Annotated in this window: 26 protein-coding genes; 22 read left to right on the top strand and 4 right to left on the bottom strand. The window is 70.1% G+C overall.

The genetic code is table 11. The features are described 5' to 3' along the window. Positions 1 to 43: 43 nt before the first annotated feature. Positions 44 to 1,807 carry a chitinase gene (locus tag FGD71_RS24715; protein ID WP_420878342.1) on the bottom strand — a complete coding sequence of 588 codons (1,764 nt, stop codon included), beginning with the start codon at positions 1,805 to 1,807 and terminating at the stop codon, positions 44 to 46. A 299-nt stretch (positions 1,808 to 2,106) separates the two neighbouring features. Here FGD71_RS24715 and FGD71_RS24720 point away from each other — a divergent pair, with 299 nt between their 5' ends. The 16 genes from FGD71_RS24720 to FGD71_RS24795 all read left to right on the top strand — a co-directional run bounded on the left by FGD71_RS24720 (position 2,107) and on the right by FGD71_RS24795 (position 16,108). Next, positions 2,107 to 3,012, top strand: coding sequence for a hypothetical protein (locus FGD71_RS24720; protein ID WP_240436742.1), 906 nt, complete (start codon positions 2,107 to 2,109; stop codon positions 3,010 to 3,012). A 134-nt stretch (positions 3,013 to 3,146) separates the two neighbouring features. Then, a complete protein-coding gene (gene cpaB / locus FGD71_RS24725) occupies positions 3,147 to 3,860 on the top strand; it encodes a Flp pilus assembly protein CpaB (RefSeq protein WP_119102705.1) in 714 nt (237 codons plus the stop codon). Positions 3,861 to 3,922: 62 nt separating this feature from the next. Further along, a complete protein-coding gene (locus FGD71_RS24730) occupies positions 3,923 to 5,536 on the top strand; it encodes a CpaE/TadZ family protein (RefSeq protein ID WP_119102706.1) in 1,614 nt (537 codons plus the stop codon). Positions 5,537 to 5,703: 167 nt separating this feature from the next. After that, entirely contained in the window at positions 5,704 to 6,024 is a 321-nt protein-coding gene (locus tag FGD71_RS24735) for a TadE/TadG family type IV pilus assembly protein (protein WP_119102707.1), read from the top strand. Positions 6,025 to 6,065: 41 nt separating this feature from the next. Next, on the top strand, positions 6,066 to 7,406 hold the full coding sequence (locus tag FGD71_RS24740) for a TadA family conjugal transfer-associated ATPase (RefSeq protein WP_119102708.1): 1,341 nt from the start codon (positions 6,066 to 6,068) through the stop codon (positions 7,404 to 7,406). A 40-nt stretch (positions 7,407 to 7,446) separates the two neighbouring features. Continuing rightward, positions 7,447 to 8,388, top strand: a complete 942-nt coding sequence (locus FGD71_RS24745; protein ID WP_119102709.1) for a type II secretion system F family protein — start codon at positions 7,447 to 7,449, stop codon at positions 8,386 to 8,388. A 7-nt stretch (positions 8,389 to 8,395) separates the two neighbouring features. Next, on the top strand, positions 8,396 to 9,292 hold the full coding sequence (locus FGD71_RS24750; RefSeq protein WP_119102710.1) for a DUF5936 domain-containing protein: 897 nt from the start codon (positions 8,396 to 8,398) through the stop codon (positions 9,290 to 9,292). Between the two features lie 77 nt (positions 9,293 to 9,369). Beyond that, complete coding sequence (locus FGD71_RS24755; RefSeq protein ID WP_240436743.1) at positions 9,370 to 10,776, top strand: sensor histidine kinase; 1,407 nt, start codon at positions 9,370 to 9,372, stop codon at positions 10,774 to 10,776. Then, positions 10,769 to 11,569, top strand: a complete 801-nt coding sequence (locus FGD71_RS24760) for a response regulator (RefSeq protein WP_119102711.1) — start codon at positions 10,769 to 10,771, stop codon at positions 11,567 to 11,569. The genes FGD71_RS24755 and FGD71_RS24760 overlap by 8 nt, the downstream gene beginning before the upstream one ends. Positions 11,570 to 11,713: 144 nt before the next feature. After that, positions 11,714 to 11,917: a hypothetical protein gene (locus FGD71_RS24765; protein ID WP_240436747.1), complete on the top strand. Its 204-nt coding sequence runs from the start codon at positions 11,714 to 11,716 to the stop codon at positions 11,915 to 11,917. A gap of 41 nt (positions 11,918 to 11,958) precedes the next feature. After that, a complete protein-coding gene (locus tag FGD71_RS24770) occupies positions 11,959 to 12,522 on the top strand; it encodes a pilus assembly protein TadG-related protein (protein WP_119102729.1) in 564 nt (187 codons plus the stop codon). Between the two features lie 15 nt (positions 12,523 to 12,537). Continuing rightward, positions 12,538 to 13,131 (top strand): hypothetical protein, encoded by a 594-nt coding sequence (locus FGD71_RS24775; RefSeq protein ID WP_119102713.1) that lies wholly within the window; start codon positions 12,538 to 12,540, stop codon positions 13,129 to 13,131. Between the two features lie 2 nt (positions 13,132 to 13,133). Next, positions 13,134 to 13,775, top strand: a complete 642-nt coding sequence (locus FGD71_RS24780; RefSeq protein ID WP_119102714.1) for an OmpA family protein — start codon at positions 13,134 to 13,136, stop codon at positions 13,773 to 13,775. A gap of 60 nt (positions 13,776 to 13,835) precedes the next feature. After that, positions 13,836 to 14,708: an LLM class flavin-dependent oxidoreductase gene (locus FGD71_RS24785; RefSeq protein WP_119102715.1), complete on the top strand. Its 873-nt coding sequence runs from the start codon at positions 13,836 to 13,838 to the stop codon at positions 14,706 to 14,708. A 60-nt stretch (positions 14,709 to 14,768) separates the two neighbouring features. Further along, positions 14,769 to 15,278 carry a GNAT family N-acetyltransferase gene (locus tag FGD71_RS24790; protein ID WP_240436744.1) on the top strand — a complete coding sequence of 170 codons (510 nt, stop codon included), beginning with the start codon at positions 14,769 to 14,771 and terminating at the stop codon, positions 15,276 to 15,278. Between the two features lie 53 nt (positions 15,279 to 15,331). After that, positions 15,332 to 16,108 (top strand): class I SAM-dependent methyltransferase, encoded by a 777-nt coding sequence (locus tag FGD71_RS24795; protein ID WP_119102731.1) that lies wholly within the window; start codon positions 15,332 to 15,334, stop codon positions 16,106 to 16,108. A 40-nt stretch (positions 16,109 to 16,148) separates the two neighbouring features. On the opposite strand, the gene FGD71_RS24800 is transcribed toward FGD71_RS24795, so the two are convergent. Continuing rightward, entirely contained in the window at positions 16,149 to 16,499 is a 351-nt protein-coding gene (locus FGD71_RS24800) for an ArsR/SmtB family transcription factor (protein WP_119102716.1), read from the bottom strand. Positions 16,500 to 16,567: 68 nt separating this feature from the next. Here FGD71_RS24800 and FGD71_RS24805 point away from each other — a divergent pair, with 68 nt between their 5' ends. Continuing rightward, positions 16,568 to 18,586, top strand: coding sequence for a heavy metal translocating P-type ATPase (locus FGD71_RS24805; protein ID WP_420878343.1), 2,019 nt, complete (start codon positions 16,568 to 16,570; stop codon positions 18,584 to 18,586). A 16-nt stretch (positions 18,587 to 18,602) separates the two neighbouring features. Here the strand turns inward: FGD71_RS24805 and FGD71_RS24810 are convergent, their stop codons facing one another. Beyond that, a complete protein-coding gene (locus FGD71_RS24810; protein ID WP_119102718.1) occupies positions 18,603 to 19,754 on the bottom strand; it encodes a winged helix DNA-binding domain-containing protein in 1,152 nt (383 codons plus the stop codon). A 66-nt stretch (positions 19,755 to 19,820) separates the two neighbouring features. Here FGD71_RS24810 and FGD71_RS24815 point away from each other — a divergent pair, with 66 nt between their 5' ends. Next, complete coding sequence (locus FGD71_RS24815) at positions 19,821 to 20,204, top strand: winged helix-turn-helix transcriptional regulator (protein ID WP_119102719.1); 384 nt, start codon at positions 19,821 to 19,823, stop codon at positions 20,202 to 20,204. A 286-nt stretch (positions 20,205 to 20,490) separates the two neighbouring features. Here the strand turns inward: FGD71_RS24815 and FGD71_RS24820 are convergent, their stop codons facing one another. Further along, complete coding sequence (locus tag FGD71_RS24820) at positions 20,491 to 20,826, bottom strand: DUF192 domain-containing protein (RefSeq protein ID WP_119102720.1); 336 nt, start codon at positions 20,824 to 20,826, stop codon at positions 20,491 to 20,493. Between the two features lie 602 nt (positions 20,827 to 21,428). Here FGD71_RS24820 and FGD71_RS24825 point away from each other — a divergent pair. From FGD71_RS24825 to FGD71_RS24840, 4 genes are all read left to right on the top strand, one after another. Then, positions 21,429 to 22,202: an isoprenyl transferase gene (locus tag FGD71_RS24825; protein WP_119102721.1), complete on the top strand. Its 774-nt coding sequence runs from the start codon at positions 21,429 to 21,431 to the stop codon at positions 22,200 to 22,202. Positions 22,203 to 22,500: 298 nt separating this feature from the next. Beyond that, on the top strand, positions 22,501 to 23,826 hold the full coding sequence (phoH2, locus tag FGD71_RS24830; protein WP_119102722.1) for an RNA 5'-3' helicase PhoH2: 1,326 nt from the start codon (positions 22,501 to 22,503) through the stop codon (positions 23,824 to 23,826). A 430-nt stretch (positions 23,827 to 24,256) separates the two neighbouring features. Beyond that, entirely contained in the window at positions 24,257 to 24,958 is a 702-nt protein-coding gene (locus FGD71_RS24835) for an aggregation-promoting factor C-terminal-like domain-containing protein (RefSeq protein ID WP_119102723.1), read from the top strand. A gap of 124 nt (positions 24,959 to 25,082) precedes the next feature. Further along, the gene (locus tag FGD71_RS24840; RefSeq protein ID WP_119102724.1) at positions 25,083 to 26,456 is read left to right on the top strand and encodes an AI-2E family transporter; all 1,374 of its coding nucleotides are present in this window, start codon (positions 25,083 to 25,085) and stop codon (positions 26,454 to 26,456) included. Positions 26,457 to 26,567 lie beyond the last annotated feature (111 nt).

The following is a 26,567-nucleotide window of genomic DNA, read 5'->3' on the forward strand; positions in this document are numbered from 1 at the left end:
CCTGTGAGCGGCCGGGGCCAGGCGCATTGGCCGGCGCCGGCCGTCAGGGCAGGGCGTGGACGTGTGGACCGACCGCGTTCGACCAGGCGTTGCCCGCCGTCGCGTCCCAGTTCGTCGACCACGTCATCGCGCCGCGCAGGTCGGGATACGTTCTCGGCGGCTTGAAGGAGCCGCAGTTCGTGCCTTTGGTGAGGCAGTCCAGGGCGTTGTTCACCACGGAGGGGGAGACGTAGCCGCTGCCCGCGCCGCGGGGGGAGGCCGGGAGGCCGAGGCCCACCTGGGACGGGGCGAGGCCGCCCTGCAGTTGGATGCAGGCCAGGGCCGTGAGGAAGTCCACCGAGCCCTGGCTGTAGACCTTGCCGTCGCAGCCGAGCATCGAACCGCTGTTGTAGTACTGCATGTTGACGACCGTGAGGATGTCCTTGATGTTCAGGGCCGTCTGGAAGTAGGAGTTGGACGTCGACTGCATGTCGATCGTCTGCGGCGCCATCGTGATGATCAGCGACGCACCCGCCTTCGAGGACAGGGAGCGGAGCGCCTGCGTCATGTACGTCGCGTTGAGGCCGTTCTCCAGGTCGATGTCGACGCCGTCGAACCCGTACGTCTGCATCAGTGAATACACCGAGTTCGCGAAGTTCGTCGCCGAGGTCGCGTCGTTGACGGACACCGTGCCGCGTTCGCCGCCGACCGAGACGATCACCTTCTTACCGGCCGCCTGCTTGGCCTTGATGTCCGCCTTGAACTGGTCGACGGTGTAGCCGCCGAGCCCGGCCGAGTCGAGGTTGAAGGTCACCGCGCCCGGTGTCGACGTGGCATCAGCGAAGGCCACCGCGATGATGTCGTACGGGGACGGGACGTCGGAGATCCTCTGGACCGTCGCGCCGTTGTTGAAGTTCTGCCAGTAGCCGGTCACGGCGTGCTTGGGCAGGGCTGTGCCCCCGCCCCCGCCGGGCGGTGCCGTCGTCGTCCCGTTCACGGCCGCCGACTTCGCCGACTCACCCGCCGCGTTGGTCGCGGTGACCTGGAAGGAGTACGAGGTCGAAGCCGCCAAACCGGAGATCGTCGCCGAAGTGCCGGTCACCGCGAGGGCCTTCGTACCGCCCCGGTAGATCTGGTAGCCCGTCGCGCCCGCCACCGCGTTCCAGGTGAGCGAGACCGACGAGGAGGTCGTGGACGCGACCTTCAGGCCGGCGGGTGCGGAGGGGATGGTGGGGGACGGGTCGCCGCCCCCGCCGCCGTCGGGGCCGAACACGGACACGTCGTCCGCGTAGTACGCCGTCTGTGCGTACCAGCCGTGCGTGTAGATCGTCACCGAGGTCGTCGACGCCCCGGTCGTGAAGCGCGTCGTCAGCTGCTTCCAGGAGGAGGAGTCGGGAGTCCACGTCGAGACGTCCGTCGTGCCCGTGCCGCTCGCGCCCAGATACGCGTACCCGCCGCGCACCCACGCGCTCAGCGTGTACGTCGAGTCGGGCAGTACCGCGACGGTCTGGGCGCACCTGGCGTTGTCCTGGCCGCTCGGCGTGGCCTTCAGGGCGGAGGCGCCGCCGTGCACCGGCGCGGACACGGTGGCGCCGCTGCCCGCCGAGCACGTCCAGTCGGTGAGGCCCGACTCGTAGCCGGCGTTCTTGGCGTTGTTGATGTCAGCCGCCGAGGCCTGGCCGGCCAGGCCGGTGAGGGTGAGGGCGGACGCGGTGAGCACGGCGGCGAGGGCTCCGGCCCATGTCCGGCGCGTTCGTCTGCGTCGTTCGGGTCGCTCGGGTCCTCGGGGTTCCTCGGGGCGTTCGGGCATGCCTGGTACGCGGTTCACTTCGGCCTCCGGTGGGGGGTGGGGAAGGGAACGGTGGCCACCGCTGGACGTACAAGCTGGTCCAGACCAATAGGGTTGTCAAGACCTCTCGTTCGACCTCAACCCCCTTGGGGCGCAACCGAGTTGAGGCATATGCGTCTCACTCTGTGTGGATCAAGGCTCCACCTTCGGTGAGTTGATCTCGGAGATTCGGTGTTGAGCGGGGCAAGCCGCGGATAAGGTGCTGCAAGAGGACGTCACAGGGGCGATCTGAGGCGGTGGTCGACCACCCCGCCGCAGTGAACGGGGTGGTGTGCAGCGTGCCGACCGCGATAGCCGTCACCAGTTCCGATCTGGTGCTCCCACCGCAGGACCGGCAGACACCGCCCGCCGCCGTCCAGCCCCTCGAAAACCTCGAGAACTCCCTCACCGGGATGCACGCGCTCATCGAGCAGCACGGGTACGTGATCGCGTTATACCCGGCCTCCGCCCCCACCGACGTCACCCGACGCCTGCACGCCGTCCGCTCCGTCCTGGAGAGCGACCGCATCGCGCTGCTCGGCGTCGACCTGCCGCCGCTCGGACTCGCCCTGCTCGCCCAGCAGTTGCGCCAGCTCTCCGTCTGCGACTTCAGTCCCGGAGTGCTCGCCTCCTCCGGGCGGCTGCTCGCCCACTACATCTACGCGGGTGCGGTGCTCGGCTCGGTCGCCAAGCTCGACCGGGTACCGGTCTCCCTGAAATCCCACGCCAAGTCATGGGTGCCGGGCGCCCAGTTCGCCGTACTGGCCAATCCGCGACCCCAGCTGGTGCGCCTGGGACAGGGCGGGCAGGGCAGGCAGGGCCGGCAGGAAGAAGAGCTGGCCGGGCCCGAGTTCGGCACGCGGATGCTCGTCGCGTCCGGGCAGCTGCCCGGCGACTGGCTCACCGCGACCCTCGCCCCCGCCTGGCGCGTGCAGGGCGTCGCCACCGTGCCGCTGCCCGCCGAGTCCGCGCGCTGGTGGGGCACGGGCAAGGTCGCCGAGTTCGCGGCGGGTCTGCACGACGTGTCCGTGCTCTACCAACTGGTCTCGTCCGTACGGCGCGAGGAGTGCCGCTGGTGCGGTCTGGAACTCATCGGCGACCGCTGCGGTTTCTGTGCGGCGTCTTTGCCTCCGCCACCGGAGCTTCCGACCGCCACCGTACGGGCAGTTTCTTCTGTACGTGCCTTGCCCCCAGGCACCGCGTAAGTCACGTACGTACAGCTGAACAACGGTAACGACTCGCACACCCCGCACGACCGAGCACCAGGTACGACCGCTGAGCACCAGGTACGACCGCTCGACCCCCGCTGTCCCCGCCCCCGATCGAGGTTGTCCGCGCCATGAACTCACGCCAGCGCCGCGGCGTCATCCTGCTGGTCCTTTCGGTCCTGTGCGCCCTGGGCGCCTTCGCCGGAGTCCTCTCGGTGATCCGCGACGTGAACTCGAAGGTCGGCCCAGAGGTCGCGGCGTACCGCCTGAAGAGCGACGTCGCGCCCTATCGGGAGCTGTCGGCCGACCAGTTCGAGAAGGTCTCGATGCCCGAACGGTGGCTGTCGTCGACCGCGGTCACCAACCTCTCCCAGATCCGCGGAAAGATAGCCGTCACCCGGCTGGAGAAGGGCTCGCTGCTCCAGACCGACATGATCGTGGACCGGCCCGCGCTGAAGGCGGGCCAGCAGGAGATCGCGATCATGATCGACGCGGCGACCGGTGTGGCGGGGAAGATCAACCCGGGTTCGCGGGTCAACATCTACGCCACGTTCCAGGCCGAGAACGACAACGGCAAGGACCAGTCGAAGGTCATCGTCGAGAACGCCGAGGTGATCGACGTCGGCAAGCTGACCGCGCTGGACCCCTCCCAGAACAGCGACGACCGCCGCCGCACCGCGAACGAGGCGGTCCCGATCACCTTCGCCCTCGACACCGCCGACGCCCAACGGGTCGCGTACGCCGAGTCGTTCGCGAGCCATGTGCGCCTCGCCCTGGTCGCGGGGGGATCCGACACCGCCGTCGCACCCGGCGACCGCACGTACACCCTCGACGAGGACAAGTAGGAGGCCGTGATGCGCTCAGCCCCCACGAAGGCCCTCACCAAGGCGTTCACGAAGGTGTGCCGATGACCATCCGCGTCCTGCCGGCCGTCGGCGACATCGACTCGGCCCGTGCCCTCACCACACTGCTGAGCCAGCTGCCCGATTCCGAACCCGCCGCGCCCGTCCCGGACACCACGGCCCTCCTGGACACCCTGGCGCGGCTCGCGGCGGAGTCCCTCGACGAGCTGCCCGAGGTCGTCCTGGTCCACGAGCGGATCGGTCCGGTGCCCGCGCTCGACGCCGTCCGCGACGTGGTGATGCGTTTCCCTGCGGTCGGGGTCGTCCTCATCACCGCCGACACCAGCACGAGCGTGCTGACCGCGGCGATGGACTCCGGCGCCCGCGGCATCATCGGCCTGCCCCTCGGCTACGACGCCCTCGCCGAACGCGTCCAGGCGGCCGCCGCCTGGTCGCTGGGCATGCGGCGCCATCTCGGCAGCGGTACGCCGGAGTTGTACGCGGGGCCCGGCGGCACCGTCGTCACGGTGACCGGAGCGAAGGGCGGGGTGGGCGCGACGGTCACCGCCGTCCAACTCGCCCTGGCGGCACGGGCGTCGGGGCGTACGGTGGCGCTGCTGGACCTGGACCTCCAGTCCGGGGACGTGGCGTCGTACCTGGACGTGCAGTTCCGCCGCTCCGTGGCCGACCTCGCCGGCATCAGCGACATCAACCCCCGCGTCCTCCAGGACGCGGTCTACACCCACGACACCGGGCTCGGGCTGCTGCTGGCCCCCGCCGAGGGCGAACGCGGTGAGGAGGTCACCGACCGGGCCGCCCGCCACGTCCTGAACGCCCTGCGCTCCCGCTACGAGGTCGTGGTCGTCGACTGCGGTTCCCAGATGAACTCGGCCACCGCGGCCGCCGTCGAACTCGCCGACCAGGCCCTCCTCCTCGTCACCCCGGACGTCGTCGCCGTCCGCGCCGCCAAACGCATGGTCCGCATGTGGGACCGCCTGCAGATCCGCAAGGCCGAGGAGACCCTGACCGTCGTCAACCGCTTCTCGCGCGGTACGGAGATACAGCCGTCCCTGGTCGAACGGGTCACCGGCACCAAGGTCGCCCGCTCCGCGGTCCCCGCCTCCTTCAAGGAACTCCAGTCGGTGGTCGACGCGGGCCGCCTCCAGGACCTCGACACCCGCTCGACGGTCAAGCAGGCGCTGTGGGCGCTGGCGGGCGAGCTGGGACTGGTCGCCGCCCAGGAGAGCGGCGGCAGGCGCCGCAAGTCGTCCTCGGACCGGGGAGCCCTCGCGCTGCGCCGCAAGGGCGGCGGCGACCGGGGCGCGGTCACCCTCGAATTCGCCGGCATGTTCCCGCTGCTCCTGGTCGTGATGACGATCCTGTGGCAGTGCGTCCTGTACGGCTACACGTACTCCCTGGCGGGCAACGCGGCGGACGAGGCGGCGCGGGCGGCTACGGCGGCGGCCGCCTCCGGCACGGGAGCGGGTGCCGCCTGCGCGTCGGCAGGCAAGGAGCACCTTCCCGCCTCCTGGCAGGACGCGGCGATCACCTGCCAGCAGGCGGGCGACGTCTGGAAGGCCAACGTCACCGCCCAAGTCCCGCTCTTCTTCCCGGGCTTCGACGCGGGCTGGCAGGTCGTCGGCGAAGCAGGCGCGGCAACGGAAGGGGACGCGGAGTGAGCCCCCGGGTACGTCCATGGCGTTCCCCGGGGCCGCGCCCCATAAGGGGCGCGGGGAACTGCGCGACCAGCCACAAACAACCGGCACGTTCCTCACCGCGCCGAACCCAAGCACGTAAGACCCGCCAAGCCCGCGGAGCGACCCGCTGGGGCGACCAGGGCGTCTCCATGCTGGAGTTCGCCGGGTTTCTGCCCATTCTCCTCCTCATCGGGATGGCCGCCATCCAGCTCGGGCTCGTCGGTTACGCGATCAATCAGGCCGGTTCCGGGGCGAGGGCGGCGGCCAGGGTGGCGTCGCAGGACGGCGCGGGGGAGGCGGCGGGGCAGGCCGCCATGAGCGACTGGCTCGACGCGAACGTATCCGCACCCAAGGGCGGCGACACCACCACCGCCACCGTGACCGTGGACGTGCCCGTCCTGATCCCGTTCGTGGAGTTCGACTGGCAGGTCGTCCGCCGCGCGACCATGCCCAATGACGATGACGACTGAACCCGTTCTGAATCACCGACCCCCGGAAGGGAGTTGAAGACATGAGCCTCAGGGCCCGTATCGCCGCCCCCGAAGAGGGGGGAGCCGGGCGCGAGGACGGACACCTCGTCGCCGTCTACCGTGCCAAGCTGCTCGAAGAGATCGACCTGGCCGAGATGTCCAGCCTCGCGGCCGCCGAACGGCGCGTGCGGCTGGAGCGTGTGCTCGGGCACATCATCAGCCGGGAGGGGCCCGTCCTCTCCTCCTCCGAGCGCTCGCAGCTCATCCGGCGCGTCGTCGACGAGGCTCTCGGGCTCGGTGTGCTCGAGCCCCTGCTCGCCGACGCGTCCATCACCGAGATCATGGTCAACGGGCCGGACTCCATCTTCGTCGAGCGGGCCGGACGCGTGGAGCAGCTCCCGCTCCGCTTCGCCTCCAACGAGCAGCTCATGCAGACCATCGAGCGCATCGTCTCGACCGTCAACCGGCGCGTCGACGAGTCGAACCCCATGGTCGACGCCCGCCTCCCCACCGGTGAACGCGTCAACGTCATCATCCCCCCGCTCGCCCTCACCGGCCCGACCCTCACGATCCGCCGCTTCCCCCGCGCCTACACCCTGCCGGAGCTGATCGGCCTGGGCTCCCTCGACGAGCAGATGCTCATGCTGCTCGCCGCGTTCGTCCGGGCCCGCTTCAACGTCATCGTCAGCGGCGGTACCGGCACCGGCAAGACGACCCTGCTCAACGCCCTCTCCGGACTCATTCCGTCCCAAGAGCGCATCATCACGATCGAGGACTCCGCCGAGCTCCAGCTCCAGCAGGAACACGTGATCCGCCTCGAATCCCGCCCCCCGAACGTGGAGGGCAAGGGCCAGATCACCATCCGCGACCTCGTCCGCAACTCCCTGCGCATGCGCCCCGACCGCATCATCGTCGGTGAGGTCCGAGGGGGCGAGACCCTCGACATGCTCCAGGCCATGTCCACCGGCCACGACGGCTCCCTCGCGACCGTGCACGCGAACGCCGCCGAGGACGCGCTCATGCGCCTGCAGACCCTCGGCTCGATGTCCGAGGTCCAGATCCCGTTCGAGGCGCTGAAGGACCAGATCAACTCCGCGGTCGACGTGGTCGTCCAGCTCGCCCGCCACGGCGACGGCTCCCGCAAGGTCGCGGAGATCGCCCTGCTCGTCTCGCACGGCCGCGAACAGTTCCGCATCGTGCCCGTGTCCCGCTTCGTCCCCCGCCCCGTCGGCCCCGACCGCGTCGTCCACGGCCACTTCGAACACCTCCCGCTGCCCCGACCGGTCGCCGAGAAGCTGTACGTCGCGGGCGAACCGCTGCCGCCCTCCTTCAGCGTGGCCGAGGCCATCGACGTACTCCACACAAGGCAGGCCATCGGATGACGTCCCCCACCCCCTCGCCCACTCCCAGGAGGTGCGCGCCATGAACAACCCCGCCCTGCTCGCCCTCGGCGCCACCGTCCTGTGCGGCACGCTCGCCGTCGCGGGCGTGCACACGTACGCGTCCGGACGCGCCCAGCGCCAGGCCCTGGTCGACCGCCTCGCCGGCGGCGGCCCGCTGCGTACGGCCGCGGGCCGCGCCCGCCGTTTCGCGGCCGTCGACCGCCGCCTGCGCCACACCCGCCTGGGCCGCACGATCCAGCTGCGCCTGTCGGCCACGGGACTCGATGTGACGGCGGGCGAGTTCTTCACGTACGTCGCCGCCGTGGTCGTGGCGCTGTGGCTGATCGCCTCCGCCGCCCTGGCCCCCTTCTTCGGCCCCATCGCCGCCGCGATCGGCGTCTGGGGCGCCGCGATCTTCCTCAACTGGCAGCGTCAGAAGCGCATCGAGGCCTTCATCAACCAACTCCCCGACGTCGCCCGCCTCCTGGCCAACGCCTCCGCTGCGGGCCTCGCCCTGCGTACGGCCCTGGCGATGGCCGCGGAGGAGCTGGAGGCCCCGGCGGGCGAGGAACTCGCCCGGGTCGCCGACCAGCTGAGCCTCGGCCGCTCCATCGACGACACCCTGGGCGAACTCGCCGAACGCCTCCCGTCCCGCGAACTCGTCGTCCTGGTCACGACGCTCGTCCTGTCCAACAAGGCCGGCGGCTCCGTCGTCAACTCCCTGCGGAACCTCACCCAGACCCTGGAGGACCGCAAGGAGACCCGCCGCGAGGTCCGCACCATGCTCTCCGAGGTCAACGCGACCGCCTTCACGGTCCCCCTCCTCGGCCTCGGCTCCCTCCTGCTGATCAACTCCTCGAACGAGGGCGCCCTGGCCCGCGTGACCGGCTCCCCGGTCGGCCAGATCCTGGTGCTCATCGCCATCGGCCTGTACACGGTCGGCTTCTTCGTCATCCGCCGCCTCGGCAAGATCGAAGTATGAGGAGGGGATGACATTGCTGCCCTTGCTCCTCGCCGCACTGACAGGCCTCGCCGTCGTGTGCTTCCTCCTCGGCATCCGCATGCTCCGCGCGGAGGCCAAACTCCCGGGCGACCTGGCCCTCGCCCTGGAGGTCGGGTCCACCCGCGTGTCGAAGGCCGACTCCGCCGTCGACCGCCTCGGCATGCGTTTGGCGCCCCTCGTCCTGCGCCTGATGGGCCCACGCCGCGTCGACGCCAAGCGCCGCCGCATCGACATGGCGGGCAACCCCGGCGGTCTGACCCTGAACCGTTACGCGGCCCGCCGCGCCGTGTACGGCATCTTCGGCGTCGTACTGTTCTTCGTCTTCTTCTCCAACGGCCAGCTCCTCTTCGCGCTGCTGGCCCTGGGCTTCGGACTGCTGGCCGCCGACGCCCTCATCTGGCAGGCCATCCGCGAACGCAAGGAGGTCATCGACCGCACCCTCCCGGACTTCCTGGACGTCCTGGCGGTCGTGGTCTCGGCCGGACTCGGCTTCCGGCAGGCCCTGGACCGCGTGGCCGAGAGGTACGAGGGCCCCTGGGCGGACGAACTGCGCATCACGCTCCGCCAGATGGACATGGGCGTCGGCCGCCGCCAGGCCTTCGACGAACTCCGCAAGCGCAACTCGTCCGAGCAGGTGGCCCAGTTCGTGTCGGCCCTGCAGCAGGGCGAGGAGCTGGGCTCTCCGATCGCGGAGACGCTGATCCAGCTGGCCACGGACATGCGCCGCACCGACGCCCAGAACTCCCGCCGCCGGGCGGCGAAGACGATCCCCAAGGCCACGATGGTCACGCTCGTCTTCATGCTCCCGGCCACGATGATCCTCATCGCCACGGGAATGTTCCTGGGGTCGGGGACGAACTACGGCTCGATTCTGGGGCGTTGATGATGATGGGATGGAGGAGGAGGTTACGGGGCGCCGCTGGGGCTGCCGCGGGTGTGGGCGGGGGCGTGCGTGGGGGCGTGCGCGCGAGACGTCGGGGTGCCCCGGCCGCCGGATACCTCGCCGACGACGCCCCCGTCCCCGGCAGCGTCCGCCTCCAGCTCAACGCCCTGCAGGCCCTGTGCCGCCAGGCGTTCGCGGTCCGGCTGACGCTCGTCGCGATCGGCGCCCCCTTCGCCATGGCCAACGCGACGGACGGCCCGCCCCGCTACGGCGTACTCGCGGCGGCCGTCCTGGGCGTCATGGGCTCGTACGCCATGCTCAGGGACTGGGACCGCTTCGCCCCCCGCCTCCTCGCCCACCCCACCCTCCTGGCGGTGGACCTGGTCTTCGGCGCGATACTCCTGCTCACCGCGTCCCCGGTGTCCCCGCTCGCGTACGCGGCCGTCTGCACCCCGCTCCTCTCCGGGCTGCTGTACGGCTGGCGCGGCTCCGGAGTCTTCACGGGACTCCAACTCGTCGTCCTGCTCACCGTGTTCAGGGCCTGGGAACACCGCCCCGGCGCCGGCGCGAGCACCCTCCTCGTCGCCGGCTTCTGCGTCGCGGCCGGCATCATCGGTGTGACCCTGCGCAATCTGATGTTCCACTTCGGCACCGCCAGCCAGGCGCTCGCGGAGGCAAACTCCCGGCTGGCCGTGGCGGAGGCGGTCGAGTCCGAACGGGCCCGTCTCGCCCGCGAGATGCACGATTCGGTGGCGAAGACGCTGCACGGCTTGGCGCTGACCGCGGAGGCCCTGGCGGCCTCCGCCGACCACCCGAATCCCGATCCCCGCGCCCTGAAGGACCAGGCCACGGCGGTGGCGAGCGCGGCCCGCCGCGCGGCGGCGGAATCCCGCGACCTCCTGACGGACCTGCGCCGCCACGAGGCGCTGACGACTCCGCCGACCGACCTGGTGGAGGAACTGACGGCCCGTTTGGAGGACTTCGCGTCACGTACGGGCATCGCGGCGACGCTACGACAGGAGGCGCCCGAGAGTGGCGCCCTGCCCGTAGCCCCCGTACCCCCCTTACTCCCCGCACTCCCGGACGATGTGGCCCACCAGCTCCTCGCGATCGTCTCGGAGGCCCTGGAGAACACGCACCGCCACGCGCGGGCGACCAGAGTGCACGTCGAACTCGGCCTCGACACGGCCCACTCCCCCTCCCACCCCTCCCAGCTCCGCCTGACGGTGCGGGACGACGGGACCGGCCTGGACGCCACCCTGGACGACGTCCAACACCTCGCGAAAAGCGGCCACTTCGGACTGCTCGGGATGGCGGAGCGCGCGGCGTCGATCGGCGCGCGACTCCGGGCGGGCCGAGGCGCGCACGGAGGCACGGAGATCAGCGTGTACCTTCCGCTGCGAAGCGTGACACTTCCGCAAAATGCCACAGATACCGCAATGAACACGCGGAACACCCCCCAAGAGGAGGCCGCACATGCCTGACCAGGCACAGCCCGGCCCGCCCCTGCGAGTGCTCGTGGCCGACGACAACCCGGTCGTACGGGCGGGCCTCGCGGCCCTTCTCGGCGCGCACCCGGACATCCGTGTCGTCGCGCAGGCGGCGAACGGCGCGGAGGCGGTCACGCACGCGACGCGCCTCCGCCCGGACGTCGTCGTCCTGGACGTACGCATGCCGGGCACGGACGGCCTGACCGCCCTGCCCTCCCTGGCCCGGTTGGCCCCCGTGATGATGCTGACGTACAGCCGTGAGCCCGAGGTGGTGGCCGAGGCGTTGCGGCGCGGGGCGATCGGCTACCTGGTGCACGGCGAGTTCACGGTCGACGAACTGGTCACGGCGGTACGGGACTTGAGTGACGGAAGGCCGGCCTTCACGCCCTCCGCGGCGGCCGTCTCCTCATCCGCTACGTCATCTGTACCGCCCTCGGCTACGCCACCCATCTCTGATGCGCTCAACGTTTCGTACGAACCGAACGAAATTTCTTCGCAGCTGCAATCGACTGTGGCAGAGTCGTCAAAGGCTCGACCCGCCTACGCGACGGGGCTCCACCGCCGCGACCGCAACCGACGGGACTTCGGACTGAGTTCACGGGAGGTGGAGGTCATGGATCTCATCGCGGCCGGCATGAACAACCGGCAGATCGCCGCCACGTGCTTCATCAGCGAGAAGACCGTCAAGAACCACGTCAATCGTATCTTCGCAAAGATGCACAGTTCTTCGCGCAGTGAAGCGATCGCTCACTGGCTGGGCACGGCTTACAGGGGGTGGAACCGGTGACTCCAATCTCGGGAAGTTGGGCCCCTGGACCCACCCGGAGTAGGCGGTTTCTCACGTACGGTGCGCGGGAGGGTAGCGGTGGTCTTGGGTGGGAAGAAAGGGGTCGTGGTGGCGAAGGACAGGACGCTGAGGGTGGTAGTAGGCGTGGAGGAAGCGTTGGCGACCTGGGCGCGGACCGTCTCCGACCGGATGCGAGGGCGCGAGCGGGATGCGGGAGCCGGGTTCGTCGAGTATGCGGGCTTGATGATTCTCATTGCGGGGATCTTCACGCTGATCGACGGGCTTGGCCTGGACGGTCAGATCTCAGGAGCCATCGGCGATGCTGTCGCGGACGTAATCGGCGGCTGAGACTTACAAACTGGCGCAGCGACAAGGGGCAGACCCTTCCCATCTACATTTGGCTGACGGGCATTCTGCTCTTCGCCGCCTTCGCCCTCTTTGTGTTCGCCCAGGCGGCGTCCGCGCGGAATGGGGCTCAATCCGCAGCGGACGCTGCGGCGTTGGCTGCGGCACAGGACGCCCGGGACGAGTTGATGGTGGGCCTGGAAGAAGCCATCGGCACCGACGACAACTGGTTCGACTGGCTCGACGGGGACCAGTTCGAGGGCGCCGGTGCCACAGCGGCTGCACAGGGACTGGCTGCCGAGAACGATGCGACCGTCCAAGGCGGGGCCGTGCCCACCGAGGTGAACGGCTTCCCCGGGTATCAAGTTGAGATCGAGACGAATTACACAGTCGGGGACTCGATCATCCCGGGCACGGAGTCGCAGACCGCGCGGGCCCATGCCACGGCCGTCATTCAACCCCGCTGTGACTTCGATGCGCCCGATGATCCCAAAGACGTCGTCGAACTCGACTGCGACGGCCAACTCGTTGACATCGACCCCGAAGATTTCGATTTGGACGACCTTCCCGACGCGTCCGTGCTGTTCTCTGTGCATCTGGCCGAGTGAAAGGAAGCCGTACCAATGAACTTTCGGCACACCATGAAGGGCCGCAGGGCACTGACCGCGGTGGCGATCACGACCGGGCTGGTCCTCACGGTGGCCGGCTGTGGCGGGGGCGGTGACGACGACAAGTCCGACACAGGTGCATCATCGTCGGCTCCCGCCAAGAGCAACGACGATGGTGGGGACAAGGAATCGCAGGCACCAGAAGAGAACAAGGTGCTCGCCGAGTCCAAGCAGGGCGACATCTCGCTCGTCATCACGTCAGCAGCGCGCGACACCGGGGGCTACGTAACCGTGTCCGGAACGGTGAACAATGGCGGTTCGAAGCTGTTTGTGGCGGCGGACTGGCGCGGCGATGAGAAGGAGTTGCAAGGGAACGCCTCATCCGTTGCTGGCGCGAGCCTGGTGGATCAGGCAGGGAAGAAGAAGTACCTCGTCCTTCGTGACACAGAGGGCCGCTGCCTCTGCACGCGATTCGTCGGCGGCGTGAAGTCGGGAGAAACGGCGGATTGGTATGCGCAGTTCCCGGCCCCGCCCGAAGGCACCACCAAGGTGTCCTTCCAGGTCGGCTCCATGCCCCCCGCCTCCGTCGAACTCTCCGAGGGCGAGTAACCATGCCCCCCACCCTCCGAACCACCGCGACCACCCTCACCGTCCTCACCACCCTCGTCTTCCTGACCCCCCTCACCCCCGCCTACGCGGACGACGAAGACCCGAGCGCACCCCCGGGCAGCGTCACCACCTCCCCACCGCCGGAGGTCGACGCGAACAGTCCGGGGCTGAAGCTCGCCGACGGCGCCACGCTCGCGCCCGCCAAGGTGCTGGACATCAAGTCGGTCGTCGAGGACCTCGGCGGTGAGGAGCGCAGGGTGGACACGAACGAGGACGTGACGTTCGCGCTCCAGGCGGAGGTCCTCTTCCCGAAGGACAGCTCGAAACTGAACCCGGAGGCACGCGCCCGCATCCAGTCGATCGCGGACGAGATCAAGGCGCAGAACGCCACGAACGTCCGCGTCTTCGGCTTCACGGACAACCTCGGCTCGTACGCCCATGGCCTCACGCTCTCCAAGAAGCGCGCCGAGGCCGTCCACGAACAGCTCGCCGCCGCCGGCCTCGGCTCGGACGTCACCTTCCAGGTACGTGGCTACAGCGAGGACTACCCCATCGCCGACAACACCTCGGAACAGGGCCGCCGCAAGAACCGCCGCGTGGAGGTGACGTTCCCGAAGGGCGAGTCCACGAGCGAGAGCCGGTAGGTGCCAGTGAGGGCCAGTAAATGTGTTGTGTGCCGGACCGGCGGTAGGTAGGAAGTCCGGATGACTGCTCTCGGTGTTGTGTACCGGCCTCAACTGCCCCCTGAACGCGTACGGTCCATGGCCCGCGTCGCGGAAGACTCGGGGCTGGAGGAACTGTGGCTGTGGGAGGACTGTTTCCTGGAAGGGGGAATCTCGGTCGCGTCCGCCGCGCTCGCCTGGACCGAGCGGCTGCGGGTCGGTGTCGGGCTGCTGCCCGTGCCCCTGCGGAACGTCGCCGTCACCGCCATGGAGACCGCCACCCTTGACCGTCTGTTCCCCGGGCGCTTCACGCTGACCGTCGGGCACGGAGTGCAGGACTGGATGGGGCAGGTCGGCGCGCGGGCCGAGTCGCCGGTCACGCTGTTGCGTGAGTATCTCGACGCGCTACGGGCGCTGCTGCGCGGCGAGCGCGTCACCACCGAGGGCCGCTACGTGAAGCTGGCCGACGTCGCTCTCGACTGGCCGCCGCCCACCGCCCCCGAGGTCCTCGCCGGCGTCAGCGGCCCCCGCTCCCTCCGCCTCTCCGGCGAGGCCGCCGACGGCACGCTCCTCACCGCCGGTACCCCTCCGGAGGGCGTACGGAAGGCACGGCAACTCATCGACGAGGGGCAGAAGTCGGCCGCCCGTACCGGCGCCCACAAGGTGGTCGTCTACCTCCTCACCGCCACCGGCCCGGACGCCGCTGCCCGCCTCCGCGCCGAGCTGGAGACGGAAGGCCTGGCGTCGGTCCCGGACCTCGGAGTCGCCGGAAGCGCGGACACGGTCGCGAAGGCCGTTCAACGCCTCGTGGACGCCGGCGCCGACACCGTGATCCTTCAGCCCACGGCCGACGAACCGGACCCCGAGGGCTTCGTCCGCTTCGTGGCCGAGGAGGTACGCCCCCTCGTGCCGTAGCGTCCGCCGTGGATCGTCGCTCACGCCGAGTGTCAGTGCCCGCTGCCAGACTCCCTCGGCATGAGCGACGACATGCGACCGGGCATGCCACCGGACATGCGGCCGGACGTGCGACTGAGGGACGTACAGGAAACCGACCTGGCCGTGTTCTTCGAGCAGGAGCACGACACCGAGGCGGTCCGGAGATCGAGGTTCACACCCCGTCCCCGTGACGCCTTCATGACGCACTGGGCCACCCGGATCCTCGCCGACGACACCGTCTTCGTGCAGACGGTCACCGTGGACGACGCCCCGGCCGGCCACATCGTGGCCTGGTGGGACGAGCACGGCGAAGAGCGGCACCGCTTCATCGGCTACTGGCTCGGCCGCCCCTACTGGGGCCGTGGCATCGGCACCGAGGCCCTGGCCCTCTTCCTGCGGCACGAGCGGAACCGCCCCCTCCTCGCCGACCCCTTCATCGAGAACACGGCCTCGATCCGCCTCCTGGAACGGCACGGTTTCCGTCCGGTCGGCACGGTCCGCCACGGCGCGGACGAACACACCCTGCTCGTCCTCACGGCGCCCGGATGACGGCCGCGGGAAATCAGTCGCGTGACGCAGAGACCGGCTGCCACCATCTCCCCATGAGCGAGCCGCGCACCCCCTTCGAAGACCTCGTCGCCGAAGCCGAGGCAGCCCCCACCGAAGGGTGGGACTTCTCGTGGTTCGAGGGCCGTGCCACCGAGGCGCGGCCTTCATGGGGATACGCGCGGGCGATGGGGGAGCGGCTGGCGAAGGCCGAAGCCGCGCTCGACATCCAGACCGGCGGCGGTGAAGTCCTCAACTCGGCCGACAGGTTGCCGCCTCTCACCGTCGCCACCGAAGGCTGGCCCCCGAACGTCGCCAAGGCCACCGCCCTGCTCCGCCCGCGCGGCGCGGTCGTCGTCGCGTCGCCGGAGGGCGCCCCGCTGCCGTTCGCCGACGAGGCGTTCGACCTGGTGGTGAGCCGGCATCCGGTGCGGGCGGACTGGACCGAGATCACTCGGGTTCTCAGCCCCGGCGGCACGTACTTCGCCCAGCATGTGGGCCCCCGCAGCGCGTACGAGGTCGTCGAGTACTTCCTCGGCCCGCAGTCGGAGGCCGACGACGGTGGAGCCCGTCACCCCGACCGCGAGCGCGCCGAGGCCGAGGCCGCCGGGCTGGAGATCGTCGACCTGCGGGCGGAACGGCTGCGGATGGAGTTCCACGACATCGGCGCGGTCGTGCACTTCCTGCGGAAGGTGGTGTGGATGGTCCCCGGCTTCACCGTCGACCAGTACCGGGACCGGCTCCGCGCCCTGCACGAGCGGATCGAGACGGAGGGCCCGTTCGTGGCCCACAGCAGCCGCCACCTCATCGAGGCCCGCAAGCCCCAGCCCTGACGGTCGACGGTCGACGGTCACGAGGACGCGTACCCGACCATCACGTGTCGTCCCGCAACCCCAACCGCAGATGCTCCACATGGTGCAGCGCCTGCTCCAGCAGCTCCGCCACATGGTGGTCGTACAGCGCGTACACGATCGACCGCCCGCGCCGCTCACCCGTGACGAGCCCGAGGTTGCGCAGCAGCCGGAGCTGATGGGAGCAGGCCGACTGCTCCAGGCCCGCCGCCTCCGCCAGTTCGCCGACCGCGCACGGCCCTTCGCGGAGGCGGGCGAGGATGCGCAGCCGTGAGGGCGTGGCAAGGGCCTGGAGCGTGGCGGCGACGTCCGCGGCGCCGACGGCGTCCAGACGTTCGCGGGTGCTGCTCTGCTCATCGACTCCATGGCCCATGAGGTCATCGTATCGACGCCGTCTGATCAGCGGTCGGCTCGGCGATCCGAACACATGAAGACGTCTTCATGTGTTCCTGTATGGTGAGGGCCATGTCCGCCCTCATCCCCACCCGAGCCGGCGCGGTCCGCACCCGCCTGCTCGCCCTCCCCGAAGCCCGCTGGGCCATCGCCGCGACAGCCGCCTTCCTGCTCGCACTGCCGCTCCAACTGCTTGGCTCAAGCGCCTGGTTGTGGGGGCCGTTGTACGCGGCCGCGTACGTCGCGGGAGGCTGGGAACCGGCCCTCGAAGGGCTCAGGGCGCTGCGCGAGAAGACCCTCGACGTCGACCTGCTGATGATCGTCGCGGCGCTCGGTGCCGCGGCGATCGGCCAGGTCATGGACGGCGCGCTGCTCATCGTCATCTTCGCCACCTCGGGCGCCGTGGAGGCCCTGGCCACCGCCCGCACCGAGGACAGCGTCCGCGGCCTCCTCGACCTCGCGCCCCCAACGGCCACGCGCCTTCGCCCCGAGAGCAGTACGGAGGAGACGGTCGCCGCCGCCGAACTCGCCATCGGCGACATCGTGGTGGTCCGCCCCGGCGAACGCGTCGGCGCCGACGGCCGCGTCCTCGACGGCGCGAGCGAGATCGACCAGGCGACCATCACCGGCGAACCCCTCCCCGTACCGAAGGCGGCGGGCGACGAGGTCTTCGCCGGCACCCTGAACGGCACCGGCGCCCTCCGTGTCCGGGTCGAGCGTGACCCCTCCGACTCGGTCATCGCCCGTGTCGTCGCGCTCGTCGAGGAGGCGTCCCGCACCAAGGCGCCGACCCAACTGTTCGTCGAGCGGATCGAACACCGCTACGCGCTCGGCATGGTGGCCGCGACCGTCCTCGTCTTCGCCGTGCCGCTCGCCTTCGGCGCACAGCTCACCGACGCCCTCCTGCGCGCCATGACCTTCATGATCGTCGCCTCGCCGTGCGCGGTGGTCCTGGCCACGATGCCTCCCCTCCTCTCCGCCATCGCCAACGCGGGCCGCCACGGCGTGCTCATCAAGTCCGCCGCCGTGATGGAACGCCTCGGGCAGGCGGACACGATCGCGTACGACAAGACCGGCACCCTGACGGAAGGCACGCCCCACCTGATCAAGGTGATCCCGGAACCCGCCTTCTCCGAGAACGAGTTGCTCGCCCTCGCCGCCTCCGCCGAGCACCGCAGCGAGCACCCGATCGCCCGCGCGATCGTGGCGGCCGCCCGGGACCTGGCGTGTGAGGAGGCCTACGACTTCCGGGCCGAACCGGGCCGCGGCGTGACCGCCACCGTGGGCGGGCGCGAGGTGACGGTCGGCTCACCCGAGCACTTCGGCGAGCAGGTGCCCGGCGCGTCCCACGTACCCGGCGCGCCCGACACCCCCGACGGAGCCGCCGTGCCAGACGGAGCAGCCGCGCCCGACAGCGGCGGCACTGTGCCCGACAGCGACAGCAGCGTGCCCGACAGCGACGGCACCGCGGTCGTCGTACGGGTCGACGGCGTGCGCGCCGGCTGGCTGCTCCTCGCCGACCGGCTGCGCTCGGGCGCCCCCACCGCCGTAGCCGAAATGAACCGCCTCACCACGGCCCCGCCGGCACTTCTCACCGGCGACAACCGCCGTGCCGCCCACGTCGTGGCCGAGCAGACCGGCATCCCGTCCGACGGCGTACGGGCCGGCCTGCTCCCGCACGAAAAGTCAGCGGCCGTGGGGCGGTTGAACGGCAACGTCCTCTTCATCGGCGACGGGGTGAACGACGCCCCCGCGCTGGCCGCCGCGCACACCGGCATCGCGATGGGCCGCAGGGGCTCGGACCTCGCGCTGGAGACGGCGGACGCGGTGCTCGTCCACGACGACCTCACGGCCGTGCCCAAGGCCGTCGCCCTCTCGCGCCGCGCCCGCCGCCTGGTCGTCCAGAACCTGTGCATCGCGGGGGTGTTCATCACCGGACTGGTGATCTGGGACCTGGCCGGCCATCTCCCGCTGCCCCTCGGCGTCGCGGGCCACGAGGGGTCCACGATCCTGGTGGGCCTCAACGGCCTGCGCCTGCTGCGGGAGCGCGCCTGGCTGAACTCCTGACCCGCCCGCCGAACGCCTACGCGTGCGGCCCGACCGTCACCTTCCCCACCACCAACTGAGGTGTGGCTTCCAGGATTTCACCCACCCGCTCCACCTGCTCCGCCAACTCCCGCTGCTGCGCGCCGGTTAGCCGCCCCAGCGGCTCCACCGTCACCGTCGTCCGCTTCCCCTGCCGCCGCTGGTGCCAGACCCCGGCGACCACGCCGTCGACGAGCAGCACGGGGTAGTTGCCCGCCTGGCCGCGCGCCGTGGCCCGCTCGTAGGCGGCCCCGGGGAACATTCGTTCGCGAGGCTGCGCGGCGATGGCGTACGCGTCGAAGTACGGGAGCAGCCGCACCCCGCGTACGGCCTCCGAGGGGAAGCCGGTGTCGCCCGCCGCCACCCACGCGGGCGTCCCCTCGAAGTCGACCTCCTCGATCCCGCCGGCGGAGGCCAGGGCGGCGAAGAGGTCGGCGGCCCAGCCCCCGGGCGCGGCGGCCCACCGAGCGAAGTGCGGCGGCGTCGCGGGGCCGTACGCGCGCAGATAGTGGCGTACGAGCGTGGCGAGGGCCTCGTCCGCGGGCAGTGGCTCGAAGCGCGGCGGACGGGTGTACGTGGCCTTGCGGCCGCGGTCGGGGGCGAAGCACAGGGCGCCGGTCTGGCCCGCCCGGTGCATCACCTGGCGCCAGCGCGGCCACTTGCCCTGGAACGCCTCCATGACGAGGTCGCCGGCCCAGGAGCCGGTGCGGGCCACGATCGCCTCCGTCAGCTCGTCCAGAGTCAGCTGCTCGCCGTCCAGGGCGTCGCCGATCGCGGCGACCACCTCGTCCTCCTGCTCGGGCGTCATCCGCACGTCCGGCGGGAACGGGCTCGGACCGGTCGGGATCGCGTTCAACGCGGCGCTCCAGAAGGGGAGTTCGGCGGCCGCGAGAAGGTGGATCGTGCCGCGCGGGCCGTACGTCTTCACCACATCGCGGTCCTCCCACAGCGCCGCGCGTACGTCCTGCCGGGTCGCGCCGTCGAGCCGCAGGCCGACCGAGAGCTCGGCCGCCGACAGGACTTGCGCGTGCGCAGCGAGCATCGCGCCGACGACCTCGGCGACGGGTGTGCCGGACGGCGCGGGCGTACCCAGCAGTTGTCGCTCGTAGCGCCGCGCGCTCGCCTCGTCCCATGTGATCCTCGATGTCATGGCGGCGACGGTAGACCCGAAAGAGGTCAGATCCTGTCCGCTGCCCTACTTTTGGGAGGGAAGACGATGGCGAAGGGCAAGGGTCCCTACGTCTGCGGTCTCGACGCCGCCGTGGATGTCGTGGGCGGCAAGTGGAAGCCGATGATCCTTTGGGCGCTGCACGACGGCGGGACGCTGCGCTTCGGGGAGCTGCGCCGTCATGTCGCGGGGGTCAGCGAGAAGGTGCTGATCCAGCAGCTGCGCGAGCTGGAGGCGGACGGGATCGTGCACCGCGAGGTGTACCCGGAGGTGCCGCCCCGGGTCGAGTACTCGCTCACCGAGTTGGGCAAGGCGCTCAACACCGCGCTGCTGCCGCTGGGCGAATGGGGGGATCGTCACATGCGGGAAATCGTTGCCCGGAAACACCCCGCCGAGCGCGAGGAGCAGATGGCCGTCGCGCAGTCCGGGTGAGTTCCGGGAGGCTCGGTCGAGGGCCCGGCTGAAATGTGGGCCCCGGCCCGCCCGTTGCGAGGCCGTTCGGGTGCACTCGGTCGGCCGAACGGTGCCCGGAAACCATCACATGGTTTTCACATTGTTACCCCATGCGGCTCGTCCGCCCCCTCCGCCTCACGTAAAGTTCAGACCAAGGTAATTCGCGTGAGCAAAAAAGCGCGGTCGGTACCGCGCAGTGGAGGGGGCTGCGCGGTGCCTTGCTCCGGGGGCTGTTCGCGACCCGCCGCCTGGTGCCGGGGGCGCGTCAGAGGTCCCGTACGGTGACCCGCACCCCGCGCCGCAGGCCCCACCGTTCCATCGCCCCGGCCTCCGCCTCCAGTACGTGCCGGGCCCGCAGCCGAGGCAGCCCGACCCGCCCCGGAAGCATCGTCCGCACCGCCATGACCCGGAACTTGCGGTCCAGGTAGGCCACGTCGACCGCGAACCGCATGCCCACGGTGTGCACCGCGCTCGCCGGCGTCAGCAGCAGCGCACCCTCGATTCCCTCGCGCCCGAGCAGTCCGCGCCGCCGTGCCCGGCCCGACTCGGCGAGCTCCAGCGGGACCGGTTCCGCTGTCCGGGGTGCGGTGAACGTGGCCATGTCTGCGAAGTTAGCGAGAGCGTCAAGCGGACATTCGCAGCCCGCTTCACCCATGTGGAGGAGCCGAGGGGAGATGTCGCCAAGGGCCTCACAAGCGGTCAGAAACCCCTGAATCCCTTTGTATCCCTCCCGTTTCCCCTGGAATCCCATGCGAATCGGCCATGATCACGCCTGAATGAACGGTTCCGCAGCCACCCGGGCGTCGCCGGGCGATTGCGGAGAGTAGTTGTGGCACGCCGATGCGCGCGGTAGCCCTTACGAAGGGTTATGGTGGAAACCCCCCCTCGGGCCGGTCCGTCTCCCCCCCACGGACCGGCCCGTTTTCTTTTGCGCTCCGCGCGCCCATCGCGCGCCACCACGCGCCGCCCCCCGCCACCGCACGCAGCCCCCCCGCACCCGCCGCACGCATCCACCGGGCGCCCACCACACGCATCCACCGTGCCCCGGACGAGCCACCGCCCGCGAGCCGAACCGGCGACTGAGTCGCGCGAGCCCACCGCACATGAGGGGACAGGCCTTGCCCCAAGGGGAGGAGAGGCACCCGCAGCGGTAGGGTGTCGCCCTCGGGGGACCGCCATCTGTACGGAGGGGCTGACGTATTCGTGAACCTGCGCGACAACCTGCGCCGCTTGCTGGTCAGGTTCTATGCACGCAGGGTGGAAGGCCACCTTGACCACGACCAGGTGCCCAAGCACATCGGGGTCATCATGGACGGCAACCGGCGCTGGGCGAAGGCGGCGGGAAGTACCGCCGCCCAGGGGCACCGCGCCGGGGCCGACAAGATCGAGGAGTTTCTCGGCTGGTGCTCCGAGACCGACGTCGAGGTCGTCACCCTCTGGTTGCTGTCGACGGACAACTTCGACCGCCCCCAGGAAGAGCTGGTCCCCCTGCTCGGCATCATCGAAGGCGTCGTCCGCACCCTCGCCGCCGACGGCCGCTGGCGCGTCCACCACGTCGGCACGCCGGACCTCCTGCCCTCCCAGATGCAGACAGCGCTGAAGGAGGCCGAGGAGTCCACCGCGCACGTCGACGGGATACTCGTCAACGTCGCCATCGGCTACGGCGGCCGCCAGGAGATCGCCCACGCCGTCCGCTCGATGCTCCTCGACCACGCCGACAAGGGCACCTCCATGGAGGAACTCGCCGAGAACGTCGACATCGACATGATCGGAAAGCACCTCTACACCAGTGACCAGCCCGACCCCGACCTGGTGATCCGCACCAGCGGCGAACAGCGGCTCTCCGGATTCATGCTCTGGCAGACGGCCCATTCGGAGTACTACTTCTGTGAGGTCTTCTGGCCGGCCTTCCGGAAGGTCGACTTCCTGCGTGCACTGCGCGACTACGCGGCACGACACCGGCGTTACGGCGGCTGACAAGGCCGTCCATCAGGGACGTACTTCATCGTGTGTTAACGAACACGTCGTCGTGTGACCGGGCATGGCGGCGCGTGTTCGAGGGCATAAGCCTTCCAGGTCGACACCCGAACCACGGGTGTCGTATCTCAGCGGACGGCACGGGGCCGTCCGCCCGGGAGGCCCTTTGCACCAGCGCGACCGTGCGGTCAGTACGGACGAAGCGGAGGGCCGGTCCTCGGCCCGTGCATCGGTGCCAACGACCGGCCCAGATCTCCTCCGTCGCTCCCCGACCTCATCCGAGGGGGTACGTCCTTCCGTGGTGACCAGCACAAAGCGCCACAAGCCAGACCGGCGCACTTACGTTCTCGACACCAGCGTCCTGCTGGCCGACCCGCACGCCATGAACCGCTTCGAGGAGCACGAGGTAGTGCTCCCCGTCGTCGTGGTCACGGAACTGGAGGCCAAGCGGCACCATCCCGAACTCGGCTACTTCGCCCGGCAGGCCCTGCGCCTGCTCGACGACTACCGGGTGAGGTACGGCCGCCTCGATGCCCCCATCCCCATCGGGGATCTCGGCGGGACGATCCGTGTCGAGCTCAATCACTCGGACCCCAGCGTCCTGCCTTCCGGCTATCGCCTGGGGGACAACGACTCCCGCATCCTCGCGGTCGCCCGCAACCTCCAGGCCGAGGGGTTCGACGTCACGGTCGTGTCGAAGGACCTGCCGCTGCGGATCAAGGCGTCCTCCGTCGGTCTCCTCGCCGAGGAGTACCGCGCGGAGCTGGCCATCACGGACTCCTCCGGCTGGACCGGAATGTCCGAGCTGACGCTCTCCGCCGAACAGGTGGACCTTCTCTTCGAAGAGGAGAAGCTCTACGCCCCGGAGGCGTCCGAGCTCCCGGTGCACACGGGCCTGACGATCCAGTCCGAGCGCGGCAAGGCCCTGGGGCGCGTGACGCCCGAGGGCAACGTCCGTCTCGTACGGGGCGACCGGGAGGCCTTCGGCATCAAGGGGCGCAGCGCGGAACAGCGCATCGCCCTGGACCTGCTGCTCGATCCGGATGTCGGGATCGTGTCGATGGGCGGCCGGGCCGGCACCGGAAAGTCGGCGCTGGCGTTGTGCGCGGGTCTGGAGGCGGTGCTCGAACGCCGCCAGCACCAGAAGGTGATGGTCTTCCGCCCGCTGTACGCGGTGGGCGGGCAGGAGCTCGGCTATCTGCCCGGCTCCGAGGCCGAGAAGATGAGCCCGTGGGCGCAGGCGGTCTTCGACACGCTGTCCGCGGTCACCAGCCGCGAGGTCATCGAGGAGGTCACCGCGCGCGGCATGCTGGAGGTCCTGCCGCTCACGCACATCCGCGGCCGCTCCCTCCACGACGCGTTTGTGATCGTGGACGAGGCGCAATCCCTGGAGCGGAACGTTCTGTTGACCGTTCTGTCCCGTATCGGCGCGAATTCACGGGTCGTTCTGACCCATGACGTGGCCCAGCGGGACAATCTCAGGGTCGGCCGATATGACGGTGTGGTCGCCGTCGTGGAGAAGCTGAAGGGTCATCCGCTCTTTGCGCATGTCACCCTGACGCGATCCGAGAGGTCCCAGATTGCCGCCCTTGTGACGGAAATGCTGGAGGACGGGCATATCTGACCCCGTTCGACCGCTTCTGGCCAAGTCATAGCGGTTACGCGGTAGTTGGCGCCGTCCGGCAAAGGCGAAGAGCCTAGCCGGGCGGCGTCTTGGCGTGTGCTCGTTTCCGAGAAACTCCTGAGGCAAACAAGGTGTGAGCTTTCACACTCAACACAGAATTGCCTCCCGGTGCCCGGTTACGGCAGAGTCTCACTCCTGTCAGGCCCCGCATACGACACACCGGTACCCCCAGCGGTACGGCACAACAGCAGAACCAGAACCAACTCCATAAAGTCGTCGTATGCCGCCCGAGCACCATGCGGCGCTCCCGTCATGGGGGTTGCCCACCGGGTCAGTGCCTCCCGTGACCCCGCAGTTGGGAGGCCAGTGTCTAGGGGCACGATTGCGTCCGCCAGGGTCACCGAAGCGGGCGATGCTGGAAGGAAACCGTGTGAGCCGGATTTCGGTCCGGGGATTCGCAGTGGCCTCGGCCACCGCGGTCACCACTGTCGGCTGTGTCGTCGGTGTTGCCTCGGGTACCACCGCGCAGACCCCGTCGGATGACGCCGAGGCGCTTTCGGATGACTCGACGCTCCTCGCGGACATCCCCGCGGGCCAGCAGGCCCAGGTGCAGACCGCATCCCTGACACAGCAGGCCGACGCTCAGGCCATTGCCGCGGACACGACTGCCAAGAAGGACGCCGAGGAGGCCGCTCGCAAGAAGGCCGCCGACGACGCGGTCGCGAAGCAGAAGGCTGCCGAGAAGGCCGAGCAGGAGGCGAAGGAGCGCAAGGAGGCCGAGGAGGCCGCCAGCCGTTCCGCGACGCGCGACCCGTCCAGCTTCGCGCCCCAGAAGTCGTACACCGTTGCGGAAGTCCAGGACATGGCGCGGCAGATCGTGCCCGCGGACCAGTTCCAGTGCTTCAGCAACATCGTGGACCATGAGTCGAGCTGGAACTACCAGGCCGACAACCCCACCTCCGACGCGTACGGCTTGGTGCAGGCGCTGCCCGGCTCCAAGATGTCCTCCGCCGGCGCCGACTGGCAGACCAACCCGGCCACCCAGATCAAGTGGGGCCTGAGCTACATGGACGGCCGCTACGGCAGCCCCTGCGAGGCCTGGTCCTTCTGGCAGGCGAACAACTGGTACTGAGCCGACCGCCGCTCAACCTTGCGGAGCCCCTCACCGTCCTTCGGTGAGGGGCTTCGGCCATGTACGGTCGGATCCGACGACTCCGGGGGGAGTGGTGAGGAGCAACGGGGGAAAAGGACGGATCATGTCGCAAGTGCCAGGGTGGCTGGGCCGGCTCGGTGCCGGACTGACTCAGATAGGGGAGCGCTGGGAAGAGCGCCGCGCCGCGGCTGAGAAGGACGAACAGGCGGACGCCGAGGCGCCCGCGCCGGACCAGGTGCCGCCGCCTCCCGCATACGCTCCCGCCGTCGCCGCCCGCCCCGATCCCGCCGCGGCCGTGCCCTGGGGGGTACGTGTCGCCGCCGAGGCCGGCTGGCGGCTGCTCGTACTGGCGGGCACGCTCTGGGTGTTGATGCGGGTCATCAGCGCCGTACAGCTCGTCGTCCTCGCCTTCGTCGCCGCGCTGCTCATCACCGCGCTCCTCCAGCCCGCGGTGTCGCGACTGCGGCGGTACGGGATGCCGCGCGGGCTTGCCACCGCCCTCACCGCCATTCTCGGCTTCGTCATCATCGGTCTCATGGGGTGGTTCGTCACCTGGCAGGTCCTGGAGAACATCGACAACCTCTCCGACCAGATCCAGGACGGCATCGACGAGCTGCGCCGCTGGCTGCTGAACAGTCCGTTCCATGTGACCGAGGATCAGATCAACGACATCGCGCAGAACCTGCGCGAGGCGATCGGCGCGAACACCGACGAGATCACCTCCGCGGGCCTGGAGGGTGTGACGGTCGTCGTCGAGGCGCTGACCGGCATCCTCCTGACGATGTTCTCGACGCTGTTCCTGCTCTACGACGGCAAGCGCATCTGGCAGTGGACGCTGAACCTTGTCCCGGCCGCCGCCCGTCCCGGTGTCGCGGGCGCGGGGCCGCGGGCGTGGCAGACGCTGACCGCCTACGTTCGCGGGACGGTGGTCGTGGCGTTGATCGACGCCATCTTCATCGGCCTCGGCATCTTCTTCCTCGACGTCCCGATGGCCGTTCCGCTCGCCGTCTTCATCTTCCTGTTCTCCTTCATCCCGCTGGTGGGTGCGGTGGTCTCGGGGGCGTTGGCGGTGGTGGTCGCGCTCGTCACGCAGGGCGTCTTCACCGGGGTCATGACCCTGGCCGTCGTGCTCGCGGTCCAGCAGATCGAGGGCCATATCCTCCAGCCCTTCATCCTGGGCCGCGCCGTTCGGGTCCACCCGCTCGCGGTGGTGCTCTCCGTCGCGGCGGGTGGCATGGTCGCGGGGATCGGTGGGGCGGTGGTGGCCGTTCCGCTGGTCGCCGTGACGAACACGGTGGTCGGGTATCTGCGGGCGTACTCCGGCGAGGTGGCGCACCACCGGGCGCAGCCGCCTGCCGGCACGCCGGCGCCGGCAACACCGACGGCCCCGGATGCGACTCCGACTCCGGCGATGGCTCCGGCTCCGGCTGCGACGGACTCCGCGCCTCCGCCATCGGACGCGCCTTCGTCGGAGTAGAGCGCCCGGGGGATGGCGCCGGATGTGTTTCGCCCCCGCCGCCCCTACCCGTTCCCATCCCTGGGGCTCCGCCCCAGACCCCGCCAGGGGGCTCTGCCCCCTGGACCCCCG

The organism is Streptomyces sporangiiformans, from assembly GCF_005768555.2.
Taxonomy (GTDB): Bacteria; Actinomycetota; Actinomycetes; order Streptomycetales; family Streptomycetaceae; genus Streptomyces; species Streptomyces sporangiiformans.

What these genes read in the sequence shown, in the direction of transcription:
- FGD71_RS24740 (WP_119102708.1), top strand. Translation starts at nt 6,066, where the DNA reads ATGAGCCTCAGGGCCCGTATCGCCGCCCCCGAAGAGGGGGGAGCCGGG.
- FGD71_RS24795 (WP_119102731.1), top strand. Translation starts at nt 15,332, where the DNA reads ATGAGCGAGCCGCGCACCCCCTTCGAAGACCTCGTCGCCGAAGCCGAG.
- FGD71_RS24790 (WP_240436744.1), top strand. Translation starts at nt 14,769, where the DNA reads ATGAGCGACGACATGCGACCGGGCATGCCACCGGACATGCGGCCGGAC.
- FGD71_RS24750 (WP_119102710.1), top strand. Translation starts at nt 8,396, where the DNA reads ATGACATTGCTGCCCTTGCTCCTCGCCGCACTGACAGGCCTCGCCGTC.
- FGD71_RS24775 (WP_119102713.1), top strand. Translation starts at nt 12,538, where the DNA reads ATGAACTTTCGGCACACCATGAAGGGCCGCAGGGCACTGACCGCGGTG.
- FGD71_RS24785 (WP_119102715.1), top strand. Translation starts at nt 13,836, where the DNA reads ATGACTGCTCTCGGTGTTGTGTACCGGCCTCAACTGCCCCCTGAACGC.
- cpaB (WP_119102705.1), top strand. Translation starts at nt 3,147, where the DNA reads ATGAACTCACGCCAGCGCCGCGGCGTCATCCTGCTGGTCCTTTCGGTC.
- FGD71_RS24780 (WP_119102714.1), top strand. Translation starts at nt 13,134, where the DNA reads ATGCCCCCCACCCTCCGAACCACCGCGACCACCCTCACCGTCCTCACC.
- FGD71_RS24800 (WP_119102716.1), bottom strand. Translation starts at nt 16,499, where the DNA reads ATGGGCCATGGAGTCGATGAGCAGAGCAGCACCCGCGAACGTCTGGAC.
- FGD71_RS24730 (WP_119102706.1), top strand. Translation starts at nt 3,923, where the DNA reads ATGACCATCCGCGTCCTGCCGGCCGTCGGCGACATCGACTCGGCCCGT.
- FGD71_RS24820 (WP_119102720.1), bottom strand. Translation starts at nt 20,826, where the DNA reads ATGGCCACGTTCACCGCACCCCGGACAGCGGAACCGGTCCCGCTGGAG.
- FGD71_RS24735 (WP_119102707.1), top strand. Translation starts at nt 5,704, where the DNA reads ATGCTGGAGTTCGCCGGGTTTCTGCCCATTCTCCTCCTCATCGGGATG.
- FGD71_RS24840 (WP_119102724.1), top strand. Translation starts at nt 25,083, where the DNA reads ATGTCGCAAGTGCCAGGGTGGCTGGGCCGGCTCGGTGCCGGACTGACT.
- FGD71_RS24745 (WP_119102709.1), top strand. Translation starts at nt 7,447, where the DNA reads ATGAACAACCCCGCCCTGCTCGCCCTCGGCGCCACCGTCCTGTGCGGC.
- FGD71_RS24810 (WP_119102718.1), bottom strand. Translation starts at nt 19,754, where the DNA reads ATGACATCGAGGATCACATGGGACGAGGCGAGCGCGCGGCGCTACGAG.
- FGD71_RS24760 (WP_119102711.1), top strand. Translation starts at nt 10,769, where the DNA reads ATGCCTGACCAGGCACAGCCCGGCCCGCCCCTGCGAGTGCTCGTGGCC.
- FGD71_RS24815 (WP_119102719.1), top strand. Translation starts at nt 19,821, where the DNA reads ATGGCGAAGGGCAAGGGTCCCTACGTCTGCGGTCTCGACGCCGCCGTG.
- FGD71_RS24805 (WP_420878343.1), top strand. Translation starts at nt 16,568, where the DNA reads ATGTGTTCCTGTATGGTGAGGGCCATGTCCGCCCTCATCCCCACCCGA.